The organism is Mesomycoplasma ovipneumoniae, assembly GCF_024758565.1.
GTDB lineage: Bacteria > Bacillota_I > Bacilli_A > Mycoplasmatales > Metamycoplasmataceae > Mesomycoplasma > Mesomycoplasma ovipneumoniae_B.
This window is the reverse complement of sequence record NZ_CP079199.1, coordinates 271,367-289,230: the sequence shown is the minus strand read 5'-3', so window position 1 is coordinate 289,230 and position 17,864 is coordinate 271,367. Positions and strand designations below refer to the sequence as shown.

At 29.8% G+C, this 17,864-nt stretch carries 15 protein-coding genes and 2 CRISPR repeat arrays (1 of these 17 cut by a window edge); of the genes, 14 read left to right on the top strand and 1 reads right to left on the bottom strand.

The window, feature by feature from the left end; genetic code table 4:
* The 12 genes from rpsE to KW512_RS00940 all read left to right on the top strand — a co-directional run bounded on the left by rpsE (position 1) and on the right by KW512_RS00940 (position 7,758).
* Positions 1-633 (top strand): 30S ribosomal protein S5, encoded by a 633-nt coding sequence (gene rpsE / locus KW512_RS00995; protein ID WP_258841651.1) that lies wholly within the window; start codon positions 1-3, stop codon positions 631-633.
* A 183-nt stretch (positions 634-816) separates the two neighbouring features.
* Entirely contained in the window at positions 817-1,263 is a 447-nt protein-coding gene (rplO, locus tag KW512_RS00990) for a 50S ribosomal protein L15 (RefSeq protein WP_010321366.1), read from the top strand.
* Positions 1,263-2,684 carry a preprotein translocase subunit SecY gene (gene secY / locus KW512_RS00985; RefSeq protein ID WP_258841650.1) on the top strand — a complete coding sequence of 474 codons (1,422 nt, stop codon included), beginning with the start codon at positions 1,263-1,265 and terminating at the stop codon, positions 2,682-2,684. Before rplO ends, secY begins: the two co-directional genes overlap by 1 nt.
* Positions 2,685-2,714: 30 nt before the next feature.
* Positions 2,715-3,356, top strand: coding sequence for an adenylate kinase family protein (locus KW512_RS00980; RefSeq protein ID WP_258841649.1), 642 nt, complete (start codon positions 2,715-2,717; stop codon positions 3,354-3,356).
* On the top strand, positions 3,347-4,099 hold the full coding sequence (map, locus tag KW512_RS00975; RefSeq protein ID WP_069096601.1) for a type I methionyl aminopeptidase: 753 nt from the start codon (positions 3,347-3,349) through the stop codon (positions 4,097-4,099). Before KW512_RS00980 ends, map begins: the two co-directional genes overlap by 10 nt.
* Positions 4,100-4,327, top strand: a complete 228-nt coding sequence (gene infA, locus KW512_RS00970; protein WP_010321370.1) for a translation initiation factor IF-1 — start codon at positions 4,100-4,102, stop codon at positions 4,325-4,327.
* Between the two features lie 37 nt (positions 4,328-4,364).
* The gene (rpmJ, locus tag KW512_RS00965) at positions 4,365-4,478 is read left to right on the top strand and encodes a 50S ribosomal protein L36 (RefSeq protein WP_010321371.1); all 114 of its coding nucleotides are present in this window, start codon (positions 4,365-4,367) and stop codon (positions 4,476-4,478) included.
* Positions 4,479-4,587: 109 nt separating this feature from the next.
* Complete coding sequence (gene rpsM, locus KW512_RS00960; RefSeq protein ID WP_010321372.1) at positions 4,588-5,004, top strand: 30S ribosomal protein S13; 417 nt, start codon at positions 4,588-4,590, stop codon at positions 5,002-5,004.
* Between the two features lie 6 nt (positions 5,005-5,010).
* Positions 5,011-5,415, top strand: coding sequence for a 30S ribosomal protein S11 (gene rpsK, locus KW512_RS00955; protein WP_010321373.1), 405 nt, complete (start codon positions 5,011-5,013; stop codon positions 5,413-5,415).
* A gap of 6 nt (positions 5,416-5,421) precedes the next feature.
* Positions 5,422-6,420 (top strand): DNA-directed RNA polymerase subunit alpha, encoded by a 999-nt coding sequence (locus tag KW512_RS00950; RefSeq protein ID WP_258841648.1) that lies wholly within the window; start codon positions 5,422-5,424, stop codon positions 6,418-6,420.
* Positions 6,421-6,422: 2 nt separating this feature from the next.
* Positions 6,423-6,785, top strand: a complete 363-nt coding sequence (gene rplQ, locus KW512_RS00945; RefSeq protein ID WP_010321375.1) for a 50S ribosomal protein L17 — start codon at positions 6,423-6,425, stop codon at positions 6,783-6,785.
* Between the two features lie 310 nt (positions 6,786-7,095).
* Positions 7,096-7,758: a S1C family serine protease gene (locus tag KW512_RS00940; RefSeq protein WP_258841647.1), complete on the top strand. Its 663-nt coding sequence runs from the start codon at positions 7,096-7,098 to the stop codon at positions 7,756-7,758.
* A 950-nt stretch (positions 7,759-8,708) separates the two neighbouring features.
* Here KW512_RS00940 and KW512_RS00935 read toward each other — a convergent pair.
* Entirely contained in the window at positions 8,709-9,392 is a 684-nt protein-coding gene (locus tag KW512_RS00935; protein WP_258841646.1) for a hypothetical protein, read from the bottom strand.
* 410 nt (positions 9,393-9,802) lie between these two features.
* Between KW512_RS00935 and cas9 the strand changes: the two genes are divergently transcribed.
* Together cas9 and KW512_RS00925 are read left to right on the top strand one after the other, a co-directional pair.
* A complete protein-coding gene (gene cas9 / locus KW512_RS00930) occupies positions 9,803-13,471 on the top strand; it encodes a type II CRISPR RNA-guided endonuclease Cas9 (protein WP_258841645.1) in 3,669 nt (1,222 codons plus the stop codon).
* A gap of 86 nt (positions 13,472-13,557) precedes the next feature.
* A CRISPR array of direct repeats spans positions 13,558-15,046; the repeat unit is 36 nt; unit sequence GTTTTACTCTAATAAGAAATTGTACAGCACAAAAAC.
* A 92-nt stretch (positions 15,047-15,138) separates the two neighbouring features.
* A complete protein-coding gene (locus tag KW512_RS00925; protein ID WP_258841644.1) occupies positions 15,139-16,386 on the top strand; it encodes an IS3 family transposase in 1,248 nt (415 codons plus the stop codon).
* 110 nt (positions 16,387-16,496) lie between these two features.
* A CRISPR array of direct repeats spans positions 16,497-17,864; the repeat unit is 36 nt; unit sequence GTTTTACTCTAATAAGAAATTGTACAGCACAAAAAC (it continues 3,091 nt past the right edge of the window).

The following is a 17,864-nucleotide window of genomic DNA, read 5'->3' as shown; positions in this document are numbered from 1 at the left end:
ATGGATACAAATCTTCACAATAAATCAAACCAGCAAAAAACAAATCAAAACAGTCAAAATCAAAAACAATTCAGCCCAAAAGAAGCAAGCCGTCAACAACGACCACGTGGTCAGCGTCAAAAACCAAAAGAAAAAAATTTTCGCCCTGAGTTTGAAGAAAGAATAATTTCAGTTGCCCGTGTAACAAAAGTAGTAAAAGGTGGACGCCGTTTTTCTTTTAGTGCCTTTGCCGTTGTTGGTAATAAAAAAGGAAAAGTTGGACTAGGTCACGGAAAAGCTAACGAAGTGCAAGACTCAATTCGTAAAGCCGTAAAAGATGCACAAAACCGTCTTGTGTCTGTGCCAATTTACCGAAGATCAACCGTTCCACATGAGATAAATGCTAAATATTCAGCTTCAAAAATTCTAATCAAACCAGCCCCAAGAGGTAAAGGAATTGTTGCTTCAAATACCGTGCGTGCTGTTGTTGAACTTGCTGGTTATACCGATATTTATACAAAAACTTACGGATCAAGAACAAAAATTAACGTTGTGCGCGCAACTCTCAAAGCGCTTTTAGGACTTAAAACTATTAATCAAATAGCTGAACTTCGTGATCTTAATCCATCACAAGTTTTAGCCCAAAAAAAATAACTTTTGCTTCTCAAATTCATAAATTTTTCCCTTTATTTAAAAAATAGCAAAAAATCTTTAAATTATTAGTGCCTTAGGGTAAAATTTAGGCACTAAAAATTACTTAAAACTTTTTTTATGTTTTTTGAAAAAAAGTTTTAAAATAAAGTATAATTATAAAACTTAAAAAAAATAGGAACAAATATGGCAATAAGACTTGAAAATTTAACTTATACCCCTGGTGCAAGAACAAAAAAACACCGTAAAGGGCGTGGGCATGCTGCTGGAAAAGGTAAACAAGCCGGTAGAGGTCAATCTGGACAAAAAAAACGTTCAACTGTTCGTCTTGGCTTTGAAGGTGGTCAAAACCCTTGATTTCGTCGTGTGCCAAAAATTGGTTTCCGCAATTTTAACTCAAAAAAATATGAAATCTTTAACCTATCCGATCTTGAAAGCCGTTATCAAGATGGGGATAAAATTAGTCTTGAGTCACTTTATCTTAAAGGTGTGCTTAAAAAACGTAATTTGCCAGCAAAATTACTTGCAAAAGGTGAATTAACAAAAAAACTTTTTGTAACAACAAATGCTTATTCTGCAGCGGCACTAGCTAAAATAGAAGAGCTCGGCGGTTCAATTACTGAGGTAAACTAGTGAGCAAACTTTTTGCTAAACTTTGAGAAAAAACAAATTCTGGATATATAAGTCTTAAAAATTATATCCTTCTTGTTTATAAAGAAAAAGTTCTTGCCCGCAAAATAATTTTTACATTTTTTTTATTGGTAATTTTTATTGTTTGTGGTACAATTACTATTCCTGGGCTCAGGTTGTTGCAATTTCAAATTGATACCAATTCATTTTTAGGTATCATTAATACCGTCGGTGGTGGCGGGTTACTTAATTTTTCAGTTGTTGCCTTAGGCATCAGCCCTTTTATTACGTCGTCTTTGTTTATGCTTATTGCTCAGACAAAGATTTTCCCTCCAATTCACCGACTTTCCCAGTCTGGTCCTGCCGGAAGAAGAAAAATCAATATAATTACAAGATTTTTGACTCTCCTTGTTGCGCTTATTCAGGCGATTGTTTTAATTCGAACCGTTATTCTTAATGAAAGTTTTGGCTTTGTTCGTTTAGAAATTACTAGCGCTGCATATATTTGGTTTGCTTTACCCTTAATTTTAGTTGCTGGTTCGCTTTTTTCCTTGTTTTTAGCCGAACAGATAACCGATAAAGGTGTAGGAAACGGGACTTCGTTATTAATTTTTTCGGGAATAATTGTTGGTCTTCCACAACGTTTTCGTCATGCTTTTGAGTATTTAGTCGATCTTTCTTCGCCTTCATCCTTAATAACACAAGTCCTTAGTTTTATCCTTTATATTGTTGCATTTTTGGCTATTTTATTTATATCAGTTTATGTTTATTTGGCCGAGAGAAAAATCCCAATTCAACAAACTGGTTCAGGAATGTCCAAAAACATTAAAGAAATATCGGTTTTGCCTTTAAAACTAAATCCAGCCGGAATTATGCCAATAATTTTTGCTTTAATTGTTGTTTCAATCCCTTCACTTTTGACTGGATTTTTTGACCGAAACACTTCAGCTGCCCGTAATTGAATCGATAATAATTTGCAAATTCATCATCCTATTGGTCTTAGTATATTTATTGTATGTAATATTATTTTTAGCATTATTATGTCGCTTCAGCAATCACGGATTGATAAAATTTCCCAGGATTTTGCCAAAAATTCAACTTTTATCCCCGGTATTCGTCCTGGCGAGCAAACTGAAGATTATTTAATTGGTGTTATTCTTAGAATTTCAGTATTTAGCGCAATTTATTTGACTTTTCTCGGAATTTTTCAGCCAATTGCGATAATGTTAGGTCTACCTTCGGCAATAACTTTTTCAGGAACTTCGATAATAATTTTAGCAACAACTACTCTTGAAACTGTATCGCAAATTAAAGCACGTTATGGAGCACAAAAAGTGCTAAAACAAACCAAAAAAATTCGCAAAAATCTTACATATAAACAAGATTCTTCTTCAACAAAGTCAAGTCGTGATTTATTGTGGTAAAAAATTAAAAAAGGTCTCAAAAATTTAACAATGTCATTATCTAATTCAAAAATTCTTCTAATTGGCGCTCCAGGCTCAGGAAAAGGTAGTATTTCAAAAATTCTAGTTGACAAGTTTAAATTAGTTCATATTTCTACTGGTAATCTTTTCCGTGAAAAAATCAAAAAAGATCGTGATTTTGCCGAGAAAATTCAAAACTATGTTAGAGATGGCCTATATGTTCCTGATGAAATTACTAACGATTTATTATCAAATTTTATCAGTCAACTCTCACCTCAAACTGGTTATATCCTTGATGGCTACCCGCGAACATTAAATCAACTCAATTTTATGAACGAAAATAAAATTGATGTTGACAAAGTTTTTTATCTTGAAATCAAACCAGAGACAATAGTTAGCCGCCTTTCTCAACGTTTGTTTTGCAGTAAATGTCAAAAATCATATAATTTATTACTGGCAAAACCAAAAGTAGAAAATACATGCGACATTGACAATGAGCCTTTATTTACCCGTCCTGACGATCGCCCTGAAATTGTTAAGCTTCGAATCGAAAAATTTAATGAATCTGTAACGCCAATTGTCGATTATTATGCAAAACATGGTAAAATTCATTATTTAAATGTTGAAAGAAGTTTGGATGAAATTGTTAATGAAATTGAAAAATGTCTCTAATTAAAACAGAATTTGAAATTGAACAACTAAAAATTGCCGCTAAACTCCTGGCAGAAGTCAAGAAAAAAATTTATGACTTTGTAAGACCAGGGATCTCTTTAAAAGAAATTGATGCCATCGCTTTTGATGAGATTATTGCTAGAGGAGCCAAACCAGCATTTTTAAATTATCACGGTTTTCCGGCAACTATTTGTATAAGTGTTAATGAAATCCTTATTCATGGTATTCCAAATGACTACATTCTTCAAGAAGGTGATTTGGTTTCAGTTGATTTAGGACTATCTTATAATGGTTTTTTTGCCGACAGTGCTTTTAGTAAATCACTTGGCCCAAATGCTGAAAATGAAAAACTAATAAAATGCGCTGAGGAAGCTTTTTTTGCCGGCTTCAAGGCAATTAAACCTGGGGCAACAACGGGTGACATTGGTTTTGCTATCCATCAAGTCATAAGGTCTTATGGATTTTTTACCCCTGTTGAATTTTGTGGCCATGGTATTGGCAAAAAATTGCACGAAAATCCCAATATTTTCAATTTTGGCGTCCCAGGCACAGGAAAAAAATTAAAAAATAATATGGTAATTTGTATTGAGCCAATGATCGTCCAAAGTTCTCCGCGAATAAAAATTTTAAAAGACGGATGATCGGTACAATCAAATGATGGTAAAAAAACTTCCCACTATGAACAGACAATTTTAATTCAAGACGGGAAGGGAATAATACTAACAGAAATGGACCAAAAATAGATGCAAAATTCTTCAAAAGAACAAAAATTATTATTTCAAGGTAAAATATCACACGTTTTTAACTCCCAAGAATATGAAGTAACTCTTGAAAACGGAGTAAAATTAAATTGTCATGTTGCTGGGAAAATGAAACTTCACCACATTAAAATTATTTTAGGCGACAGCGTTAAGGTTGAAATGTCACCTTATGATCTTTCAAAAGGAAGAATTGTTTACCGCTTTAAATAATTTTTTTGAAATTATTACCTGAATTTAAAGGAAAAAAATGAAAGTTCGAGCAAGTATTAAAAAAATTTGCAAAGATTGCAAAATAATTAAGCGTCGTTCGGTGAACCGAGTAATTTGTGTTTTAAAAAAACACAAACAAAGACAAGGATAGTTTTTGATTTTTGTTCTATTTTGTTAGTATTTTTCACTTTTAAATTTTTAGAGGTGAAAAATAAAATTTTATAAAAAGGAAAATATATTTATTTAAATAAGTTTAAAATATGGCACGTATTCTTAATGTTGAAATCCCCAATCATAAAAGAATTGTAATTGCTCTTACAAGTATTTATGGAATTGGCAAATCGCTTGCTGCAGAAATAATTGACAAAACTGCTGCAATTCAGCAAGAAAAATTTGGGAAAAAATATCCTGTTTTAACCCAAGATACAAAAGTTAAAGAAATTCAGGAAGATGTTTTGCAAATCATTCGTGATATTGCAAAAACTTATAAAACCGAAGGTGATCTGCACCGTGAAGTTCAGTCAAATATTAAAAGACTAATTGAAATTAAATGTTATCGTGGAATCCGTCATCGTAAAGGTCTTCCAGTTCGTGGTCAAGTAACTCAGAAAAACGCCCGTACTCGAAAAGGCCCAAGAAAAGCAATTATGGCAAAAAAAGACAAAGGTAAAAAATAGTTAATCATGGCAACTAATACACGTAAAGTTAAAAAAATCCGTCCAAAAAATGTAACAGCCGGAATTGCCCACATTCACTCTTCACACCAAAACACGATAATTTCTTTTACTGACAAACAAGGAAATGTAATTTCTTGAGCTAGTTCAGGATCAATTGGCTTTAAAGGAACAAAGAAAAAAACCGCATATGCTGCTACCTTAGCAACCGCTGCAGCTGCCCAAAAAGCCCGTGAACACGGAATGCGCGAAGTTGTTGTTCACCTTAAAGGAACTGGGCAAGGAAAAGAAGCAGCCCGTAAGCAAATTATCACTTCAGGAATTAATATTTTACTTACCCAAGACGTTACGCCAATCCCGCACAATGGAACTCGGCCACCGCGTAAATGATTTAAACGTCAGGAAAAAAGGTAGGATTTTATGAAAAAACATGCAAATGTTTACTATTCTGAAAACTTAACTGACCAAATTAGTGAATTTGAAACAAGTTTTGAACTAAAACCGCTCGAGCGCGGACTTGGAAATACAATCGGAAATGCTCTTCGTCGTGTAGTTCTGTCTTCCATTACTTCTTGTGCAGTTTTTGGTGTAAAAATTGCCGGCGTAACTCATGAATTTAGTATTCTTGATGATGTAATTGAAGATGTTGTTACAATCTTAAATAACCTAAAAAGAGTCCGTTTTTTCTATGATCCTACTCTTTTTGCCCAAAATCAAATTCACCGGGCAAGTTTTAATGGCCAAAAAGCCGGACAAATTTATGCTCGCGACATTGTTTCTGATAGTGGACTAAAAATTGTCAATCCCGATTTGTATATTGCCGATGTCTCGAGGGTTAATTCACTTAAATTTGAACTTTTTATAACCTCCGGTAAAGGTTTTAGCGATTTTGAAACTAACAAAAAATTCGTAAACGAAGTTTTACTAAGTCTGGAGTCCAACCTTGATGGCACAGTTTTGGCTGTTGATAGTGATTTTTCACCGGTTTTAAGTGCTAATTATCAATCTGTTGAAATTAACTCAGCCAGCCCGATTGTTGAAGAAAAACTAAGTTTTTCAATTAAAACTGACGGCTCAATTAAAGCTAAAGACGCTGTCTCTGAGGGTTCAAAAATCTTGCTTGCCCACCTTAATATTTTGGCAAATGTCGAAAACATTAACAAATTTTCCGAGGAATTTTTTGAACCCTCAACAGTCAAAGAAGAACCTTCGCGCCGCTTTTCGGATGCAATTGAGTCGCTCGACCTTTCCGTGCGCTCAATAAATGCGCTTAGACGCGCACATTATTATAAAATTTCTGATATTGAAAATTTAACACAAGATGACTTTGAAAATATTAAAAATCTTGGCCGTAAATCAGTTCAGGAAATAATTGAAAAACTTGAAATATATAAAAACGAACAAAAAGGAGAAAACTAATTATGGCTAATCCGCACCAAATTTATTCCCGCGATGCTGCCTGAGATCGCCAAGTTTTCCGCTCACTTGCAACTTCTTTAATTTTACATGGTCATCTAAAAACAACTCTTGCACGGGCAAAACGTCTTCGTTCTGTTGTTGAAAAACTAATAACTAAAGCCAAAAAAAATGATCTAGCAGCTCGCCGTCAAGTTCTTAGTTATTTATATAACCAAAAAACCAAAGACGGAATGAAAGTTATGCCTTATTTATTTACCAAAATCGCGCCTCGTTATCAAGAAAGACAAGGTGGCTATACTCGAATAGTGAAAATTCCTAGCCGAAATGGTGATAATTCCAAAATGGCAATTATCGAACTAGTTTAGTTAGTAATTTAAAGACCAAAATCTAAAAAAAGCCTATGAATTCATAGGTTTTTTTATGCTTTTAGATCAAAAATTGTTCTTTGGTTTTTTGAAAACTTAGTCAATTATCCTGAGCTTCCCAGGATGATTGCAAAAATTACTTTTTAGTGAATATAAATAGCAAAAATGCCTGTAAATCCGTGTTTTTGAGGATAAAATCTGAATTTTTTTTAAAATTAACCTTTGTTAAAAAAAAAAAAAAAAATGCTTGGTCTGAGAAAAAATTAAGGTATAATTATAAACACTTAAGAATAAGACACTTTTAGATAAAATGAAAAAATTCACTAAAAAATACGGGTTTATTGGTTTGTTTTTGGCTCTAAATCTTGGAATTTTGTTAGCAAATGTTGTTTTACTAACAAATAATTGAATAAAACTCAGTCCAAAAATTAACCATGAAAGTCTTTTAAGGTCAATTGTTGAAATTAAGATTCAAAAAAACGAGGAAGTTTCTTTTGCGACCGGTTTTGTTATTGATAATAAAATTATCACAAATAAACACATTCTTGAAAATAGCGATGAAATTGATATTTTTTACCGTTTTGCAAATGAAAAAGACTACAAAAAAACTAAAATTATAAAAATTTCACCAAACTATGACATATTAAGTTTGGAACTAAACACAAAAGTTAAAAATCTTGAAATAGAAGAAGATTTTAACTATGGCGATGAAATTTTTACAATTGGAAACCCACATAATCTTGGCTTGACAATCAACAAAGGAATAGTTTCAGGAACTAATAAAGTATCTAATCAAAATTTTGTTCGAACTAGTATCACAATTGAGCCAGGAAATAGTGGCGGTCCTGTTTTAAATACTAAAAACAAAGTAATTGGGATAATGACTTTTCGGCTTATAAATGAAAAACCGGTTCAAGGTATTTCTTTTTTTGTCCCTTCAAGTCAATTAAAAGAATTTTTAAATTCAAATTAAATTTTCATTTTCTAAGTCATTTACTATTAAATCCATTAGATAAATATAGTCAAAGTTATTAAAATTTGTGATTAGGATTTACTCTAATAAAAAATTGTACAGTGCAAAAACTTGGTTATTTGGGGTATAAAGTCATATCTTCTAAACCGATGCAATTATACCTCCAATTAGTATTAATCATAAGGTTATCATTATCAAAACTTGTGCTGGTGATTTTTTCATTTGCGCGTCATCCTATTTATTGAAAAAGGGTTTGATTTGTTTAATTTAGTGCCTGTTCGTGTTTGTTTATATGGTATTAGATATAATATTGTTTTACTCTAGTAAGAAATTTCGCAGCACTGAAATAATATGCCATAAGTGGTAACATGTTGGTAGAGCCATTTTATTCAATTAATGAATTGTACAGCACCAGAACAACGGCATTTTAAGATCCCTTTGTCTAAATGTTGCTTTATTCTAATAAAATATTCTACAAGACAATAACTATAATTGCTCTTGCGTCTTGCCTTGCGGTATTCATCTTTTGTTCTAAAATGCAATTTTATTACATACACACATGTTTTTTTCATATGATTCCTGATGTCTTCATTTTTACTCTGTTAAGAAATTGTACAGCACAAAACGAAGAATATCACCTATTATTTTATCTTTTTGCTTTGAGGTTAGATTTTCTATGACATCTCCATATATTAAAACTTTAAAATCATGTTTTTTTAGCGCTTGATTGTAAAGCCTTTTTTATTACTATATTGAAATGTGATAAAATCATTAGGATATTTTCTAAAATAATCTACTAACATTTTATCTAAAGCGCTATTGCTAAAATTTTCTCAATCTGGATTTGGCTTTAAAAACTTATAGAATTTTTTTATCTTCGGTTGATAAATTTTTTACTTCTGGTTCTATAATATTTGCCATTTTTATCATTCCTAGTTTATTGGCTTTAATTACATTTTCTTTTTTGGTGCTTTAAATTTCTTGCTTTGCTTTGAATTGTCTTTTTGTGTCAATTTAACCTCATATTTTTTTTCAATTCATTTATTGACTTTGTAATGAGGGTCAAGAATTTTTCGATATCGCCTAAGAAGTATAGTCGCAAGCTCTTCCTCATTTAAAGCAAAAAGGATAAGCTCGTCATCATCTGTAAAAAATGCGGCACCGTCTTGATCTTTACCGTTAGGCATAACTAAAATATATTTATTATTTTTATATTGTTCTCAAAGTTTTTTATCAAATTTTTTGAGATCTTCTCAATCTTCGTCAGTGGGTTCTCAAATATAAGGATCATCTGCATCTGCATAATCATTATCATTTTCATACCTTAAATATTTGGCCAGTGAACAAATATCCCATATTATTTCATCTTTTTGATCTTGTGTTAAACTCTCTATAACATCTTCATAGTCCAAATCTTTAAAATCATTTTCTTGAATAGTTTGGTTGTAAAGGGAATATTTATAACCTTTTTGAAAAGCAATAAACTCGTCAGGAAAATCTCAAAAATAAGACTCTAACCATTTATCTAAATTATTTAGATCAATTTTTTTAGGTCTAAATTCATTTATACCTTCAATTAATTCTTTTTTATCTTTTATTGATAAATTTTGGATTTCAAGTTGAACTATATCCATTTTTTTACTCCTATTTCATTAATTCATCTAATTTGTATTTTCATTTTTTAAATACTCAAATAATTTTTGGATCAAATTTGTATTCAATTTTTCGCCGCTGGCGCCTTGGTGGTCTTTGGATTTTTTGTTTCGAGTCAAGTCCATAAAGGAGGCCGATAAAACTTGTGAACAGGCATTATACTAATATTTTATTGCAAAAAAACTAAAACTACAAAAAATTTTTCTACTTATTTAGCATTTTTTTACGTTATTTTAATAATGTATTGCGAACAAAAACTAATATGGATTTTTTACTTAATATGGTATAATTTATTTAATATTTATTTTTATTATTGGTAACATTTATATAAATATTGCAATTAATTAACAATAATACAAACATAAAAAATCATTGATTTAAAGGATAATTTATGAACCAAAAGAAAAGTATTGCTATCGGCTTTGATCTAGGAATAGCGTCAGTTGGTTGAGCAATCATTAATTCTGAAACAAATGAAATTTTGAACTGAGGTTCTCGGATTTTCAAGGCAAGAGAAGAAGGCGCAGCCGACCGAAGATCATTTAGAACAGCCAGAAGAACAATTCGCCGTAGACAATATAAAAGTGAAAAATTATTAAAACTAATTTTAAGATCAAAAAATATATTTGATTTTAAAAATATTGACGAAATTAAAAAGTCTTTTTTAAAAAGCTCTAGTCAAAATAGTAATATTTTAGATCTAAAAATCAAAGCGCTTAATGAAAAAATAGATCCAAAAGACCTTGCATGAATTTTGCATGACTATCTTGAAAATAGAGGTTATTTTTATGAACTTGACGATAACCGTGAAAAACTTAAATATTATAATGGTGATAAATTCCCTACCGAGGTGTTAAGCGAGTTTTTCAAAAAAAATAATTTCTTTAAATCAAGTAAGTATAACTTCTCAAATCAGCAATGAACGGCTGAAATCAAAAAAGTTTTTGAAGTGCAAAATATTGATGAAGAGTTTCAAAAAAGTTTTTTAAGACTTTTTAATTATATACGAGATTTTGCAAAAGGTCCTGGATCTTTACACAGTGCAAGTGAATACGGAATTTGAAAATTTGATAAAGAACAAAATAAAATTGTCCAACAATATGATAATATTTGGGATAAAACAATTGGAAAATGTATCATTTTCCCAAACGAATTAAGAGCCTCTCTTAATTTTGTTTCTTATGAATTTTTCAACCTTTTGAATGAATTAAGTAATTTAAGATCGGATTTTGATCCTGAATGAAGACTTAAAAAACAAGATAGAGATAAGTTAATTAATGGATTGCTTTCTGGTGAATACAAAAATATTACTGACAATAAAATTGAAAAAATCATAAGGAAAGATCTTGAAATAGATACAGATGATTTCAAAGGAAGGGAAATTCTTAAAAAAAGGGATGACATTAAGAAGAAGTTAAAGGATAAAACAAAAAATACAAATATTTTAATAAAAGAAATAACTAATCATTCAGAAAAATATAAGTATTTTAAAGTTGAAAATTTTGTAGATCAACCTAAACACCTTGAAGCACTTGATTCAATTTGTTCTGTTTTAGAAAAATACAAAGAAAAAAAAGATAGATTTATCGAGGAACTCGATAAAACAAAAGTTTCAGATAAAATAAATGTTTTAGATTACTTTGGAATTATTAATAAAAAAGACGAATTTATTAATAATTTGTTAAATAATAAAGACCTAACTTTCAAAAAAACAGGAAGTTATTCAGCTGAAGCAACAAGCTTATTTGTTAAAAAAATGCTAGAAACACAAGAGAATTCTGAATATTTAAAATATAATGATAAAGAGATTAATGATATTATTAAACAAAACGCAAAGGCAAAACCGTTAACAAAATACTTAAATCCTTTTATTTTTAAAGACGAAATTTTGCCCCCTTCTGTTAAACAAACTTTCGAACAAGCAATAGCAGTTCTAAATAAAATTATTAAGAAATATTCTAAAGATTACGAAATTTCGGGAATTTTTATCGAAATTCCTCGTGATAAAAATGATGAAAAAGCAAAAAAGAAACAAGCAAATAAGACAGTAAAGAGCGGTCTTGATGAAATTTATGAAGTCATGAACAAAAAATACGCTCTTGAATTCTTAAATATTTCAAAAGAGGATTTATATGATAAGCCTGCTCCATTATTAAAAAAATTAAAACTTTATTGCCAACAAGATGGGGTTGATTTATATGCGCTCAAAAAAATTGATATTGCTGATTTAATAAATAATAGTTCCAAATATCATTTTGAACACATTATTCCTAAAGCTTATTTGCCTGATAATTCTCTATCAAATCTTCTTTTGACAACGCAATCCGAGAATTCAAAAAAATCAAATCTTTGCGCAGCTGCTTACATGAGATCAAAAGGCGCTGATGTTTATAAAGCCTATATTGAACAAATAGAAAAATTATTTAATCCTAAAAAAGCGGCAAAAGATGATTCAAGAAAAATTTTCGGTTTAGATACAAAAGCAATGCGTAAAAAATTGAAACTTCTTTATCAAGAAAAAATTGACCCTCATCAAAAAGAAGAATTTTTATCAAGACAATTGAATGACACAAGATATTCAACAAAATTATTTCTTGAAGTTGTAAAAGAGCATTTCAAAGATAACCCGAATTTTTCTTATGACAAACCAACAAAAATATTTACATTAAACGGTCATCATACAGCTTTTATTCGGGAAAAAATTCTCCCAAAGAATAAGGATCGCTCAGATAATAGTCATCACGCAATTGATGCTGCAATTATCGGGATAATGGCAAATAAAAATCGACACGCTTTATCCTCATTGACAATTCAAGAAGGTTTGCGCCAATCAAAATACGAGCAAATTGAAGATGGCACTATAATTAATAAACAAACAGGCGAAATTTTAAAGAATTCAGATTACGAAAGTAAAAAGTTTGAATTAGTTGAAAATATTTCTGGTTTAGTGAAAGAAAAATACGAAAACGCTAAAGATAAAGTTGAAATCAAATTTTCAAGAAAAATGACAAATTATACAAACTTACCTTTATTTGACGACACTTTATATGGTCTTAGACAAAATGATGATGGTACCTACGACAAAGTTGTAAAAATCAACTTAGTTAATCCAAAAAGTCTAGATAATTTGAAAGACTATTTTGCAGATCCTAATCCTAATAATGGCAAATACCTTGTATTGATGTATCAAAGTCATAAATCTGAATTTGAGAAATTAAGAACAATTTTTAACAGACCTGAATTTAACAACAAAGAAAATGAAAGTGAAAATAAAAATAAAAATCCTTTTCATGCATATATGGACTGATTAGTTAGTGAAAAATATATTGATGAACAAGAAAAAGAGAACGCAAAAGGTGCGAACAAATTAATTTATTTTGATCCTGTTACTAATAAAAAAACACTTTTTAAAGATTTAAGAGTTGTAACAGAAAAAAATGTTAATAAAGATTTTGTCTTTGTTAACAAAAAACAAAGCGAAAAATCATTTCGAACCGGTAAGGAACAAATTTTTGCACTTGTTTATGAAAATAAAAAAGGCAAGCTTAATTCTATACCTGTAAATTTTTTGCTTAAACAATATGGCGCCAAACATGATCGCAATTTTTATTCATTAGATGAGGCGAATTACAATCAAGAAAATCTAAAAAAATACAAAGACAATGTGGGTATTGATCATCAATCAAAACCAATATTTATAATCAAGAAATCTGCAATTCTGAAATTGAAAGTTGATAAAGAATTTAAATTTAAATCTGAAAATAACAAAGTAAAAACCCCCGAAGAAAAAGAAACAGCCTCTAAAAAATCAATTCTTATAAGACCGGATGATAATCATTATTTTTATATCTCTGGTATATCTAAAGAAAAAAAAGGTGATACTAGATTCACAATAGAATCGATTGTAACGAAGTTAGAATCGATCAGACCTACAACAAGTAGTCTTCTTAATGAATTTCAATTTGTTAGCCTTGACGAGCTAGGGAATGAATATGAATCTAATGAGCAAAGAAAATTGGAAGAATACCTTATTAACAATAACAAAAAAGTTAGAAAATAATTAGTACTTTAGACCCTAAAATTTAAAATTAATTAATAAGTAAAAAAACACTCAAGAATGTAGTGTAACTACAGGTTTCGAGTGTTTTTTTACTCTAATAAGAAATTGTACAGCACAAAAACAGTATATGTTTTATAATATATTATACTCCATGTTTTACTCTAATAAGAAATTGTTCAGCACAAAAACTGATCACAAATTTTAACAGCTTACAAACAAGTTTTACTCTAATAAGAAATTGTACAGCACAAAAACTGATACTCCACACCAAGACAAACCAATTTTGTTTTACTCTAATAAGAAATTGTACAGCACAAAAACAGTCTTTTGTCTTATCCATTTTATAATAAAGTTTTACTCTAATAAGAAATTGTACAGCACAAAAACACTGCCTGATTATTTGAGAGTTCTCCAATTGTTTTACTCTAATAAGAAATTGTACAGCACAAAAACTAAATGAGTTTTAGTCTAGTACGATTTTTGTTTTACTCTAATAAGAAATTGTACAGCACAAAAACTTTGTCTTTTTAGACCCTCCATATGATCCTGTTTTACTCTAATAAGAAATTGTACAGCACAAAAACAGTGGCATGTTTGAAAGCGGTAGTGAATGGGTTTTACTCTAATAAGAAATTGTACAGCACAAAAACAATCCGCTACAAGTTGATCTAAAATTTTTTGTTTTACTCTAATAAGAAATTGTACAGCACAAAAACAAAGGCGTTTTCTTTTGCCAAAATTCACCAGTTTTACTCTAATAAGAAATTGTACAGCACAAAAACTGTGAATTGTGAACTAAAAATCCACGAGGCGTTTTACTCTAATAAGAAATTGTACAGCACAAAAACGGTATTATTACCGCAGGTCTGGCAGATTTGGTTTTACTCTAATAAGAAATTGTACAGCACAAAAACGTTACATGCTGAGGAAATTGCTACTATTGAGTTTTACTCTAATAAGAAATTGTACAGCACAAAAACCAAAAAGACAAGATAATAGATAATATTAAAGTTTTACTCTAATAAGAAATTGTACAGCACAAAAACAAAGAACCGAAAATTGGTGATGCGCTTCTTGTTTTACTCTAATAAGAAATTGTACAGCACAAAAACTAAGGGCAATAATAGGTGTGTTTGGTACTAAGTTTTACTCTAATAAGAAATTGTACAGCACAAAAACTATTCAATTAGCACGTGCTTATCAAGACAGGTTTTACTCTAATAAGAAATTGTACAGCACAAAAACGTGGGGCAAAGCCTTAGATATTTTTTATTTGTTTTACTCTAATAAGAAATTGTACAGCACAAAAACGGTAGATAAAGGAATTACAACTCGGACTTAGTTTTACTCTAATAAGAAATTGTACAGCACAAAAACAATGCGGTCTTTTAATTGTTCCATGTATTCGTTTTACTCTAATAAGAAATTGTACACCACAAAAACGTCTATTTGAATTATACCCAGGAGTTATTTGTTTTACTCTAATAAGAAATTGTACAGCACAAAAACTAAATAATAATGAAAATTATAGATAAACAAGTTTTACTCTAATAAGAAATTGTACAGCACAAAAACGATATTCATATTGTATCATAAAAAAAATAAGTTTTACTCTAATATAAATTAGTACACCAATTTCAGACTTATTAGAAAAAAGGTGTGTCAAAATGAAACAATACAAATTCACAATTGAAGACAAATTTAAATATATCAAAATTGCCGAATCTAAAGGGTTAAAAAACGCAATTTTGCATTTTGCTGAAGAATTTAGAGAAATTTACAAAAGCAAATCGAAAAGTAAAAAAGCACATAAAGAATGAATGTTGCATATATATGCTAATAATTTGATAAGAAATTGGCAAAAAAAGTTTTATAATAACGATATGAAAAGTCTAATTAGTACTCGTGGAAAAATCAAATCTCCACGCAAACCAAAGAAGAAATATACAATTAACGATCTTTCTGAAAATGATCGTGAAGTTTACCAAGAAATAATTGAGACTGTTCTTAGAAAATACGGGGTTGACCCCGGAATTATTCTTGAGGAACTCAAAAAACGAAAACAAGAGCAAGAAAAAGATAAAAACAAAATCGAAAATTCGACTAGAATTTGTAGTGTTTTTAAGGTTAACCGCACTTCGATTTATGAGAAAATAAGGGAGAAAAAACCACCAAAGAAAATGATTTATGATGAAAAATTACTTGAGTGAATTCGTGAAAATTTCTATTTGTATCGAAAGGTAAAAGGTCGAGACATCCTATATAATATTTACATAAATCAGGGAAATTATGTAAGCACGTACGTGTTTCAAAAACACTACGAATTTTTAGGATTAAAATCAATTGCTTATAAAAGGCAAGGAAAACCGGCACCAAAAGAGAAAAAGTTTATACGAATTTGGACTGAAGATCATATCAAAGGTGAATTTAGATCAGAAAATTTTGGTGAAAAATGGTTTGCTGATATTAAATTTATCAAAATTAACAACGAATGATTTTACCTACACTCAATTATTGAAACAAAATCCAATTACTTGCTCAATTTTTCGATTTCTAAAACAAGATTTTCAGAAGAAACTATAAACTTAGTGAAACAAACAATTAAAAAGTATAATATTAAACCAAAATTTTTCCATTCAGATCATGGTGTGGAATATGCAAACTACAAATTTGCTAATTTTTTAAAGCAAAATGGTATCCAACAATCAATGTCACCAAAAGGAAATGCTCTTGCAAACCGCCCTATTGAATATTTTTATGCGGTTTTTCAACGTGAATTGCTTAATATTGAGGGCGAAAATTTTGAAAATGTGGCTACCGCTTATCAAAAAATAAGTGAATTTATTGATTGGTATAACAATGAAAGGCCTCAAAGTTGCTTATCATATAAAACTCCAAGCTATTATATGAGGTAAATTATTTGTCCAAATTTTTTAAAATGAACATGCTAGAAAAAATTAACAAAAGTGGTGTAATCAAAATCATAGAAAAAAAACTAATTGTCTGAGATTTTTCTACCAATTTAGTTTTACTCTAATAAGAAATTGTACAGCACAAAAACATTTATATGTATTTTAGAAATAGGCAAAAAGTTTTACTCTAATAAGAAATTGTACAGCACAAAAACACTTGAAAATTGTGCTAAATCTGCCAGACCGTTTTACTCTAATAAGAAATTGTACAGCACAAAAACAAAGTCACCAGGATTATCAAGCATTAGGCCGTTTTACTCTAATAAGAAATTGTACAGCACAAAAACGAAGATAACATAGTCGATTTTGCTACTTTTGTTTTACTCTAATAAGAAATTGTACAGCACAAAAACTGTAAAGTATCCACAACCATATCCCGTTCCGTTTTACTCTAATAAGAAATTGTACAGCACAAAAACAGGATCTATATTAGGATCATAATTCGGATTGTTTTACTCTAATAAGAAATTGTACAGCACAAAAACGAATAAAAAGCAAATCACCAATAGTAATTTGTTTTACTCTAATAAGAAATTGTACAGCACAAAAACTGAAGTATAGCAAAATTAACTAGTACTTTTGTTTTACTCTAATAAGAAATTGTACAGCACAAAAACTTATTAGTCTTATTTTAACAAATTGGCAAGGTTTTACTCTAATAAGAAATTGTACAGCACAAAAACAGAAAACAATATTAAAATTGAATTTGAAAATGTTTTACTCTAATAAGAAATTGTACAGCACAAAAACACTATTGTTATCCCATTCGTGAATTGATTCGTTTTACTCTAATAAGAAATTGTACAGCACAAAAACGGTATTTTGTCATTTCTTCATATTCAGTTTGTTTTACTCTAATAAGAAATTGTACAGCACAAAAACACGAATACATTACAGAAATACCTTTTAACAGTTTTACTCTAATAAGAAATTGTACAGCACAAAAACCAGCAGCTGGTATTAGTTTTAAATACTTTGGTTTTACTCTAATAAGAAATTGTACAGCACAAAAACCTATATAATTTTATAGACTCTTTGTCTTTTGTTTTACTCTAATAAGAAATTGTACAGCACAAAAACTAAGAAAATTTAGGTTTAGTTTTTGGTATTGTTTTACTCTAATAAGAAATTGTACAGCACAAAAACAACTAAATAATTTAAAAATTAAGGATTTAAGTTTTACTCTAATAAGAAATTGTACAGCACAAAAACAAAGGGGCAAAATGGAAAGGGCAAAGCAGGGTTTTACTCTAATAAGAAATTGTACAGCACAAAAACCTATATATCCTTTAACTTTAATAAGCAAATGTTTTACTCTAATAAGAAATTGTACAGCACAAAAACGTCAACTAGATTAACTACAACTCTATTAAAGTTTTACTCTAATAAGAAATTGTACAGCACAAAAACTGCAATCAATT